The 9706-nt window shown below is 71.2% G+C and carries 8 protein-coding genes and 1 pseudogene; 6 read left to right on the top strand and 3 right to left on the bottom strand.

Translation table 11 applies throughout. The annotated features are described in order from the left end of the window. Nucleotides 1–35: 35 nt before the first annotated feature. From IF78_RS0134010 to IF78_RS0133995, 4 genes are all read left to right on the top strand, one after another. The gene (locus IF78_RS0134010; protein WP_031486280.1) at nt 36–2378 is read left to right on the top strand and encodes a thioester reductase domain-containing protein; all 2343 of its coding nucleotides are present in this window, start codon (nt 36–38) and stop codon (nt 2376–2378) included. Beyond that, nucleotides 2375–3514 (top strand): alpha/beta hydrolase, encoded by a 1140-nt coding sequence (locus IF78_RS0134005; protein ID WP_031486279.1) that lies wholly within the window; start codon nt 2375–2377, stop codon nt 3512–3514. Before IF78_RS0134010 ends, IF78_RS0134005 begins: the two co-directional genes overlap by 4 nt. A gap of 65 nt (nt 3515–3579) precedes the next feature. Continuing rightward, nucleotides 3580–4377, top strand: coding sequence for an alpha/beta fold hydrolase (locus IF78_RS0134000; protein ID WP_031486278.1), 798 nt, complete (start codon nt 3580–3582; stop codon nt 4375–4377). A gap of 28 nt (nt 4378–4405) precedes the next feature. Next, nucleotides 4406–4843, top strand: coding sequence for a GNAT family N-acetyltransferase (locus IF78_RS0133995; protein ID WP_031486277.1), 438 nt, complete (start codon nt 4406–4408; stop codon nt 4841–4843). Nucleotides 4844–4907: 64 nt separating this feature from the next. On the opposite strand, the gene IF78_RS0133990 is transcribed toward IF78_RS0133995, so the two are convergent. The 3 genes from IF78_RS0133990 to IF78_RS0133980 all read right to left on the bottom strand — a co-directional run bounded on the left by IF78_RS0133990 (nt 4908) and on the right by IF78_RS0133980 (nt 8325). Next, nucleotides 4908–6137: a GNAT family N-acetyltransferase gene (locus tag IF78_RS0133990; RefSeq protein WP_031486276.1), complete on the bottom strand. Its 1230-nt coding sequence runs from the start codon at nt 6135–6137 to the stop codon at nt 4908–4910. Nucleotides 6138–6390: 253 nt separating this feature from the next. After that, entirely contained in the window at nt 6391–8034 is a 1644-nt protein-coding gene (locus IF78_RS0133985; protein WP_051828365.1) for a DEAD/DEAH box helicase, read from the bottom strand. A gap of 87 nt (nt 8035–8121) precedes the next feature. Continuing rightward, complete coding sequence (locus tag IF78_RS0133980) at nt 8122–8325, bottom strand: cold-shock protein (protein ID WP_031486274.1); 204 nt, start codon at nt 8323–8325, stop codon at nt 8122–8124. Nucleotides 8326–8525: 200 nt separating this feature from the next. Here IF78_RS0133980 and IF78_RS44095 point away from each other — a divergent pair. Both IF78_RS44095 and IF78_RS0133970 read left to right on the top strand, forming a co-directional pair. Further along, a pseudogene (locus tag IF78_RS44095) lies at nt 8526–8878 on the top strand (ArsR/SmtB family transcription factor). Further along, the gene (locus IF78_RS0133970; RefSeq protein WP_031486273.1) at nt 8871–9509 is read left to right on the top strand and encodes an SRPBCC family protein; all 639 of its coding nucleotides are present in this window, start codon (nt 8871–8873) and stop codon (nt 9507–9509) included. The pseudogene IF78_RS44095 and the gene IF78_RS0133970 overlap by 8 nt, the downstream one beginning before the upstream one ends. Nucleotides 9510–9706: the final 197 nt, after the last annotated feature.

The raw sequence follows: 9706 nt of genomic DNA, 5'->3' as shown, positions 1-9706 counted from the left end.
GATGAAGGGGCAGGGCAACACCGTGAAGGACTCTCATGCGTGAGGTGAACGAGAACGTACCGGCCGCCGTCGACCAGCGGGCGACCGCGGAGGCGATAGAGCGGGGCGGTGTCGGCCTCACCGTGACCGACCTGCTGGCCAAGGTCACGGCACCGGCGGCGACCACGCGGCCGGACGCCGACCCGCCCCGGGACGTGGACACCCTGGCCGCCACCATCGCAGGCATCGCGGGCCGTTACGTTCCCGCAGGCCGCCTTTCCCCCGATGCCGACTTCTTCGACGCCGGGGGCACCTCCGTGAGCGCGGTGGAACTCGTCGCGGCGCTGGAGGCCGAGCTGGGCACGCAGCTCGACCTGGACGAGGTGTTCGCCGACGCCAGGCCGATCAACCTGGCCAAGCGCATGCTGGCGCGCACCGGAGCCGCAACTGCCGTACCGGAGGCGGCCGCCGCGGCGGCAATCGGGGCGGTCCGACCGCAGGCGGTCGCCACCCCGCCACCCCTGCTCGCCGGCTCACCGCCCCGTCTCACCACCCCGTCGGACTCCACGGCCCGCCCCGACGACCTCACCCAGATCCTCGCCGACCTGTCCCTCGCCGACCGCCTCCCCTTCACCGCCTCACCCGATCCCGTGGCACCCCGCCGCATCCTCCTGACCGGGGCCACCGGCTTCCTCGGCAGCCACATGCTCCTGGACCTGCTGCGGCACAGCGACGCCCACGTCCACTGCCTGGTTCGCGCCGCCGACGAGAAGGGGGCCCTCACCCGGCTCGGCGAGGCACTCAAGGGCTACGCCCTGCCCTGGTCGTCGGAGGTCCGCCGCCGTATCACCGTGCTCCCCGGCGACATCCGCCAACCCCACCTGGGCCTGCCCGGCGACCTCTGGAACACGCTCGCCCACGAACTGGACAGCGTCGTCGGGGTGGCGGCCGCCGTGGACTTCCTGCGCGGCTACCAGTCACTGCGCACCAGCAACGTCCTCGGTGCCCTCACCCTCGCCGAACTCGCCGCGACCGGGCGCCCCAAGCCCCTGCACCACATCTCCTCCGTCGCCGTGTTCAACGAGGTCGGCATCCCGTCCATGGGCGAGGACGACCCGCTCGCCCACATCGACCGCCTCGTCGCCGGCTACGACCAGACCAAGTGGGCCGCGGAAGTCGCCCTGCGCCGGGCCCGTGACCACGGCCTGGTCGTCACCGCCCTGCGCCCCGGCGGCATCGGCGGCCACACCAGGACCGGCGCCTGCAACCCCCAGGACCTCAGCAGCGGCCTGATCTCGGCCTTCGGCCGCTTCCGCACCGTCCCGGCCTTCCGCTACCTCAACGCCGCCCCCGTCGACTGGGTCAGCCGCGTCGCGGTCGCCGCCATCTGCGAACCCGACGCCTGGGGCTTCGACTACAACCTCACCGGGGTCCCCAACACCCTCGACGACGTCGTACGGGACATGGCGCTCGGCGGGATGCACGTCCGCGTCCAGGACTGGGACGAATGGCGCGCCGACGCCCTGGCCCGCCTGCAGGCGGAGCCCGTCCCCGAACTGGCCTTCCTCACCCGCGTGTTGCAAAGCCCCACCGCCCTGAAACTGTGCGAGGCGACCCTCAAGGGCCCGGCCGCCACGGCCGACCGCACCACCGCCCTCGTCGAGGCCCTCGGCCTGCCACCCGCGGCCCGCTACGACGCACGGGCCCAGCTGAAGACCTTCGAGCGCCTCGCCCACGACGGCCTGGCCCGCCTCCCGCACAAGGACGACCAGCCCTACCTGTGGTTCACCGAGACCACCGAAGGCCGAGTCGGCCCGGTCGGAGCCACCCCCGACACCCCCTGCGCCATGTCCCTCACCCTCTCCATCGCGAGCATGCACCAGCTGGTCACCGACCGCCGCGTGGACGTCCGAGGCGAACTCACCTGCCCCGCCCTGCACCCCGAGCCGCTGACCGTGGCACGCGGCGACATCTGGGTCCGCCCCGAGGAAGGCATCCCACACGGACACGGCCTGCGCCACCAACTCCTGCGCTACCGACTGGAGTTGACCGACACCGACGGCGGCCGCTGGTGGCTGGAGGGCCACAAGTACGCCCGCGCACGCCGCGACCTCTGGCGCCAGACCCGCGCCCTGACCGTTCAGCTCGGCCGCGAGGGAGAACCCGCGAGCCTGGCCGGCGAGGTCGTCGTCCCCGCCGACTCCTACGTACGCGACCAGATCGACGGCATCAGGGTCGACCCGCGCCTCACCGGCCAGGAGAAGCGCGCCGCCAAACTGACCTGGCTCGCCTGGTTCGGCCTGGAGATGGGACGCGGCCTGATCGGCCCCTTCGCCCGGGCCGCCGCGGACCTGCTCGACCTGCGCCGCACCCCGAACTCCACGGAGCACCACCGATGATCTTCCGTACGACGAACCCCAGGACCACCAGGCCGGCCCTGCGCAAGGTCAGGACCACCACGACCCTTCGTGCCCTGCACCACCGGCTCGACCCGGCGCGGGTCGAGGAGATCCCGTTCCACGCCCCGGACGGCGTACGCCTCGGCCTGACCCGCATCGACACCGGCGACGCCGACCGCCCCGCCGTGCTGCTCCTGCACGGCCACACCGCGTCCGCCGACATGTTCCTGCTGCCCGAGACCCGCAACCTGGTCGACGTCCTCCTAGCCGAGGGCTACGAACCCTGGCTGCTCGACTGGCGAGGCAGCTGCCGGCTCCCGTACAACGAGACGGGCCGCCGCTACACCTACGACGACGTCGCCCTCCACGACATCCCCGAGGCCGTCCGCCACATGCGCACCCGCATCGGCGACCGCCCCCTGTTCGTGGTGGCCCACTGCATCGGCTCCCTCACCCTCTCCCTGAGCATGACGGCGGGCCTGGTCCCCGGTCTGGCGGGCGTGGTCTCCCAAGGGGTGTTCCTGACCCCGAAGCTCGCGGGCCGCACCTCCCTGCGCATGACCCTGGCCGGGGAACTGCTCAAGTCCCGGATCGACCACATCCCCGTCGACTTCCGGAAGGTCGGCCTGTGGTCCAAGTACACCCCGCTGTTCGCCCTGGCCTCCCGCAAGGCGACCTGCCCCGACCCCACCTGCCAGATCCTGCACAACTCGGCCTGGGGGACCGGCGCCTCCCTCTTCGTCCACGAGCACCTGACCGACACCACCCACCAGCGGCTCGCCGAACTCCTCGGCCCCGCCCCGCTGTGGATCCTGCCGCACCTGCGCCGCATCGAACTGGCCCGCACCGTGGTCCGCTGGCACGACACCGACCACCGCTACCGGGCCCTCCCGCAGAACGCCCTCGACGCGGCCGCCCGCATCGACACCCCGGTCCTGCTGCTGGCGGGCAGCGAGAACGGACTGTGGCTCGACTCCCAGAACCTCTGCCGCGACGTCCTCGCCCACCGCCAACCCCAACTGGACGTGACCTACACCGAGATCCCCGGCTACGGCCACCTGGACACGTTCCTCGGCAGGGGAGCGGCCCTCGACGTCTTCGGGCACATCCTCGATTTCCTGGACGAACGCCGGTGACGGCAGACGGCACGGCCGGTTACCGTACCGGTCAGTAACCCGAACCGCACTCCAGGAGGCCACCCATGCCGCAGCTCGAAGTCGACGGCGCAGCGCTGACGTACGACGACGAGGGCCCGCGCGACGGCGACGGTGTGCCCCTGGTGTTCGTCCACGGCTGGACGGCGAACCGGCACCGCTGGGACCACCAGCTCGCCCACTTCTCCGAGCGACGGCGGGTCGTCCGGCTCGACCTGCGCGGGCACGGCGAGAGCAGCGGGACAGGGGTGCGCACGATCGACGCCCTGGCGCAGGACGTCCTCGCCCTCCTCGACCACCTGAAGATCGAGCGGTTCGCGATCATCGGTCATTCCATGGGCGGGATGATCGCCCAGACCATCGCCCTCGCCCACCCCGAGCGGGTCGAGCGCATGGTGCTGGTGAACTCCATCGGCAGGATGACCTACAGCAGAGGCCGCGCCCTGCTGATGGCCGCCTCGACACTCGCCCCCTTCAAGGTGTTCCTCGCCACCAACATCCAGCGCGCCTTCGCCCCGGGCCACCCGCGCGAGGAGATCCGCGAGTACATCCGCGCCTCCGCCGAGACACCCCGGGAGGTCGTCATGACGCTGTACCGCGCCATGCGCGCCTTCGACGTGCTCGACCGGGTCGGCGAAATTCGGACGCCCACCCTGATGGTGCACGGCTACCACGACATCCAGCTGCCGGTCTCCCAGATGCTGCGGATGGCCAAGGCCTACCCGGACGCGGTGATCCGCATCGTGGACGCCGGACATGAACTCCCGGTGGAGAAGCCGGCCGAACTGACGAAGGCGCTGGACCGGTTCCTCACCGACCACGGCCAGGTCGCTTCTTTCGGATGATCGCCTGGGCGCCGGATAGGCTCCCGGCATGGACGTCCGTGTGGAGATCATCCGGGAAGCAAGCCAGGAACTCGTCCACGCCTTCAGCCGACTGCTGCCACAGCTGTCCTCGACTGCCAAGCCCCTCGACCATGCAGCAATCGACCGCATGGTGACCTGCGACGCCAACACAGTGCTTGTCGCCCGGACATCCGACGCGATCGTCGGCACCCTGACGCTGGTGGTGTTGCCCTTGCCGTCGGGCGTGCGGGCCCGCATCGAAGACGTGGTCGTCGACAGAGAGACACGAGGGCGGGGAGTGGCGGGGCTTCTCATTCAGGAGGCCCTGCGGCTCGCTCAGGAGGCCGGTGCCCGGACGGTGGATCTGACCTCCCGCCCTGATCGTGTGGCAGCCAACCGGTTGTATGAGCGTCTCGGTTTCCAGGCCCGGCAGTCGACGGTCTACCGCTTCGCGATCGACCGGTGAGCCACCTGCCGGACGTCCCCGATACGCGCGATCCCCGCGAGTGCCGCGGCCGACGGCCGCGCGGTCAGAACCAGTGCAGGCAGTGCGGGGAGCGCTCGGCGCGGAAGAGGGCGTCAGCGAGGGTGGCCGCGCCCGGGCGGTGGGCCCGGATGTGTCCGGCACGTGCGAGCGTGCTCGGGGCGGTGCCGCCGAGGTAGACCGAGCCCAGGTCGCTGATGTCCAGGGACAGGTCGGGCTCCCGGTCCGTCGGGACGCAGTCGGCCTTGCCGTCCCGGACGGCCAGCAGGTAGCGGCCGTGTTCGCGGAGAAACGGGTCCTCGACATCGAGGACGAGCTCGCCGTCGACGAACCAGCCGCGCGCGGTCAGCGCACGCGGGACGTCCAGCAGCCGCACCCAGAGCCAGTCCATGTTGCCGCTCACTTCGCAGGCGCGGAGGTCCGCGAACTGCCAGCGCAGCGGGTGATCGGGCGGGACGTGCCGGAACACGACCTGAGAGACCAGGTCGTGTCCGAGTACGAACCCGGCCAGGGCTGTGAAGACGGCGTCATCGGTGGCGATGGTCTCGTCGACCGTCAGGGTGCCGGACTCGATCGAGTAGCTGGCGTACCCGTCCGGGACACCGTCGGCGTCCCGGTGGACGGCGACGTAGCGCGGCGCCGGCGAGATCGGGGGCTGCCCCGCGCGCAAGGCCCACCAGCGGTGCGGCCGGGACAGCGCGCCGGGCTGGGCGCGGCGATACCGGTCGTAGACCTCTTCAAGAATCTCGCCGCACGCGGCCCGACGCAGCACCTCGACCGAGCCGTCGTCCGAGCCGGTCGCCGGCGCCTGCGCCACTGCGCGGGCCCGGGGAAGTGCGAGGGCGGCCTTGTGGCGCGGCACCGTCAGCCGCGCTGTGTAGGTCGCCGGTCCATAGCCGAACCTGCCGTAGATCGGGGCCTCGGAGGCCAGCAGTACGGAAAGGACCTCCCCGCGCGCCCGCAGCTCGGCGAGCTGATGCCGCATCATCGCGCTGAGCACGCCCTGGCGCCGGTGCGAGGGCAGGACGCCGACGGCGGTCACCCCGGGGGCCGGGACGAGGATCTCACCGGGCAGGGTGAGCTCGAAGGAGTGCGTGGCGGCGGTGCCGACGGGCCGCCCATCCGCCGTCAGGGCGAGCATGCAGCGGTCCATTTCGAGCGCCGACCACCAGAGCCCGCCGCCCTCGATCGGGGTTTCCGGGAAGCGCCCGAACGCGGCATGGACCGTGTCGACGAAGACGTCGAGATCCTCATCGGTCGTGGGACGGATCTCCATTGCTGCTGCCCCCTCGGATTCCGGCACACGACTCGTGATGTCCGGCCATAGTGCAGCGTCGACCCGTGGCCAGGGCAAGCGATTTACGGCCGGGCCCCGTGAGGCGCGTCGCGAGGGTCTCGGCAGCAACAGGTAGCCGAGCTCGGCCTCTCCGGCATCCGGACGGACATGACCGAGAAGGCCTCGTGCCGCAGCACCCCCGGTCGCCGCGGGAGTGGTGGACGACAGCAGCGATGCACCCCAGGGCGAACGCCTACGAAAGGCCGTCACCAGGGCCGGCGTTGCCTGATGCGGCACGGGTGGCGGAGGTGCGGCGGCCTCCTCGGCGGTCGGAACCGCGGCGGCCCCCTCCGTCGGCACCGCTCGTGACCCCGCCGGCCCCCGCCCGGCGGGCAGAACCGCGCCCGCCGGCTGCGGAGGTGCCACCAGACGCTGTCGCCCCGGCCGCGGCCCGGCGATCGGCGTCCCGGCTCCCGGTTCCGGTGGCAGCACCTGTCGCCGCTCGGGCTCCGCCGCCCCGGCGTCGGCGGCCCGCTCGCCCGTCCGGCTTGGTCCCGGTCTTTCGGTCCGGGCGGGACGCCGTCGGTGTCGCGGGCTGGGGGACGTCGATGGTGACGGCCACGCCGGACGGCTCGCGGGCGCCGGTGATGGTGGCCAGTTGCGCGTCGCTGGACTTGACGCGGGCCGTCCGGGGACGGATGCCCGCGTCCGACATGAGCCGGGTGACGTCCCGCTTCTGCTCGGGCAGGACCAGCGTGACCACGCTGCCGGAGCCGCCGGCGCGGGCCGTGCGGCCGCCCCGGTGGAGGTAGTCCTTGTGGTCGGCGGGGGGATCGACGTTCACGACGAGGTCGAGGTCGTCGACGTGTATGCCCCGGGCCGCGACGTTCGTCGCCACCAGCGCGGTCACGTGACCGTTCTTGAACTGCTCCAGGGTGCGGTTCCGCTGCGGCTGGGAACGGCCTCCGTGCAGTGCCGCCGCGCGGACGCCCACGGCCAGGAGCCGCTTGGCGAGCCGGTCGGCGGACCTCTTGGTGTCGAGGAAGAGGATGACCCGACCGTCGCGGGCCGCGATCCGCGTGGTGACGGCCTTCTTGTCGGTCTCGTCCTGGACGTGGAGCACATGGTGCTCCATGGTCGTCACCGCTCCCGCGGACGGGTCCACGGAGTGCGTCACAGGGTCGTTCAGGAACCGCTGCACCAGGCGGTCGATGTTGCGGTCCAGGGTGGCCGAGAAGAGCATGCGCTGCCCGTCGGGCCGTACCTGCTGGATCAGCTTGGTGATCTGCGGCAGGAAGCCCATGTCGGTCATCTGGTCGGCCTCGTCCAGCACGGTGATGCGTACGTCGCCGAGCACGCAGTCTCCGCGTTCCACCAGGTCGTTGAGCCGACCGGGACTCGCGACGACCACCTCGGCGCCACGCCGGAGCGCACCCGCCTGCTTGGTGATCGACAGCCCGCCGACCACGGTGGCCAGCCGCAGGTTGACCGCCGTCGCGTAGGGGGTCAGCGCGTCCGTCACCTGCTGGGCGAGTTCACGGGTGGGCACCAGCACGAGGGCGAGGGGTGCCTTGGGCTGCGCACGCAGTCCGGCCGTGCGGGCCAGGAGCGCCAGCCCGAACGCGAGGGTCTTGCCGGAGCCGGTACGGCCCCGGCCCAGCAGGTCGCGGCCGGCGAGTGAGTTGGGCAGCGTGGCGGCCTGGATGGGGAAAGGGGTGGTCACGCCCTGCGCGGTGAGGGTCTTCAACAGCCCCGCGGGCATGCCCAGGGCGGCGAAGTCCTCGACGGCGGGAAGTGCGGGTGTCGTGCTTTCCGGCAGCCGGAAATCCCTCGGTGCCGCCGCGGACCGTGGGGATGACGAGGCGCGCCGGTTCGGCTTCTGGGGCCTGCGGGACATTCGGTTGTCTGCCTTCCTGGAAACAGCACAAACCGGGGTCCGCACCATGACAGTGCGGACCCCGGTGAGCGGATACGCGTCCGGCGATCAGGCGGGGACGATGTTCTCCGCCTGCGGGCCCTTCTGGCCCTGCGTGACGTCGAAGGTGACCCGCTGGCCCTCCTGGAGCTCACGGAAGCCCTGGGTCGCGATGTTCGAGTAGTGGGCGAAGACGTCGGGGCCGCCGCCGTCCTGCTCGATGAAGCCGAAACCCTTTTCGGCGTTGAACCACTTCACGGTTCCCTGTGCCATGACCTTCTCCTTCTGTAGGCAGAGGCCCCATCCGGAGACGCCGGAAAACAAATAATGCGCCTGAAGAGAGCATTCCCGTCAGGCGCACATAGCTTCATGGGTACCACAACTGCAACACCGAGACAGTAGCACAGCCCGGCGGGCCCTGTGCGGTTTTTTAAGTGTTGCCTTATATAAGCGGTGGCTGTCATAGTGGACCTGTGCACGCCTTCGATGTGCTGGGTGATCCGGTTCGCCGCCGGATATTGGAGCTGCTCGCGGTCGGTGAGCAGGCATCGGGCGACATCAGTGCCGTGATCCAGGACGAGTTCGGGATCTCCCAACCTGCCGTTTCGCAGCACCTCCGGGTGCTGCGCGAGAGCGGCTTCGCTTCCGTGCGGGCGGAGGGCACCCGGCGGCTGTACGCCGTCGATGCCGCCCCGCTGCGGGAGGTGGACGCATGGCTGGAGAGATTCCGCGGTTTCTGGAGCAGCGGCTCGACGCCCTCGAAACGGAACTCGCGCGAGGAAAGCGCGAACGCAGACTGAGAGAGGTAGCGAGCGGGGATGACTGAGATCGTCGACGAGTTGAACCGCCTGCACCGGCAGGTCGAGGTACGGCAGGTCGAGGCGGGCGAGGCCCGTACGGTGCTCTTGCGGCGTACGGTCGACGCCGAGATCGCCGACGTGTGGGATGCCGTGACGTCGCCCGAGCGGATCGGCCGCTGGTTCCTGCCGGTGAGCGGTGAGTTCAAGGTCGGCGGGCGGTACCAGCTGGAGGGTCAGGCCGGCGGGGAGATCCTGCAGTGCGAGGAGCCGACGCGGCTGCGGGTGAGCTGGCTGCACGGGCCCGACCCGGGCTTCAGCGAGGTCGAGGTGCGCCTCACGCCGGACGGCGAGGAGCGGACGGTGCTGGAGTTGGAGCACGTGGCCGTGGTGCCGCCCGACTTCTGGGGCCGTTTCGGGCCGGGAGCCGTGGGTGTCGGCTGGGACGGGGCGTTGCTGGGCCTCGGCATGCACCTCGCCGGCGGCGGGATGAGCAGGGAGGAGGCCGAGGCCTGGCAGGTCTCGGACGAGGGCAAGGCGTTCTTCACGCGGTCGGGTGAGCTGTGGGGGAAGGCCTACGCGACCTCGGGGGCCGACGAGGACGTCGTGGCGGCCACGACGGCGGCGACGATCGCGTTCTACACCGGGGCCGAGTCGTAGCGGCACCGGAGAACAGTCGCCGGCCTCGGTGCGGCCGACCTCAGATCGGCGATGGACAACCACATCACTCAGGTCATGCAGCACTACAGGGGCGCCGGGCGCCGCTGCTGCCGGTCGCCGTGCAGATCACCGAACTGGACATCGAGGGCTCGGGCACGGCACAGGCCACGATGAGGCCGAACGGCAACGGCAGCCTG

The sequence above is a fragment of the Streptomyces bicolor genome (genome assembly GCF_000719285.1).
In the GTDB taxonomy this organism is placed as follows: domain Bacteria; phylum Actinomycetota; class Actinomycetes; order Streptomycetales; family Streptomycetaceae; genus Streptomyces; species Streptomyces bicolor.
This window is presented reverse-complemented; position numbering and strand designations above follow the sequence as displayed.

Excerpts from the sequence above, each read along its gene's own strand:
- IF78_RS0134000 (WP_031486278.1), top strand. The coding sequence starts at position 3,580 with ATGCCGCAGCTCGAAGTCGACGGCGCAGCGCTGACGTACGACGACGAG.
- IF78_RS0133985 (WP_051828365.1), bottom strand. The coding sequence starts at position 8,034 with ATGTCCCGCAGGCCCCAGAAGCCGAACCGGCGCGCCTCGTCATCCCCA.
- IF78_RS0134005 (WP_031486279.1), top strand. The coding sequence starts at position 2,375 with ATGATCTTCCGTACGACGAACCCCAGGACCACCAGGCCGGCCCTGCGC.
- IF78_RS0133995 (WP_031486277.1), top strand. The coding sequence starts at position 4,406 with ATGGACGTCCGTGTGGAGATCATCCGGGAAGCAAGCCAGGAACTCGTC.
- IF78_RS0133980 (WP_031486274.1), bottom strand. The coding sequence starts at position 8,325 with ATGGCACAGGGAACCGTGAAGTGGTTCAACGCCGAAAAGGGTTTCGGC.
- IF78_RS0133970 (WP_031486273.1), top strand. The coding sequence starts at position 8,871 with ATGACTGAGATCGTCGACGAGTTGAACCGCCTGCACCGGCAGGTCGAG.
- IF78_RS0134010 (WP_031486280.1), top strand. The coding sequence starts at position 36 with ATGCGTGAGGTGAACGAGAACGTACCGGCCGCCGTCGACCAGCGGGCG.
- IF78_RS0133990 (WP_031486276.1), bottom strand. The coding sequence starts at position 6,137 with ATGGAGATCCGTCCCACGACCGATGAGGATCTCGACGTCTTCGTCGAC.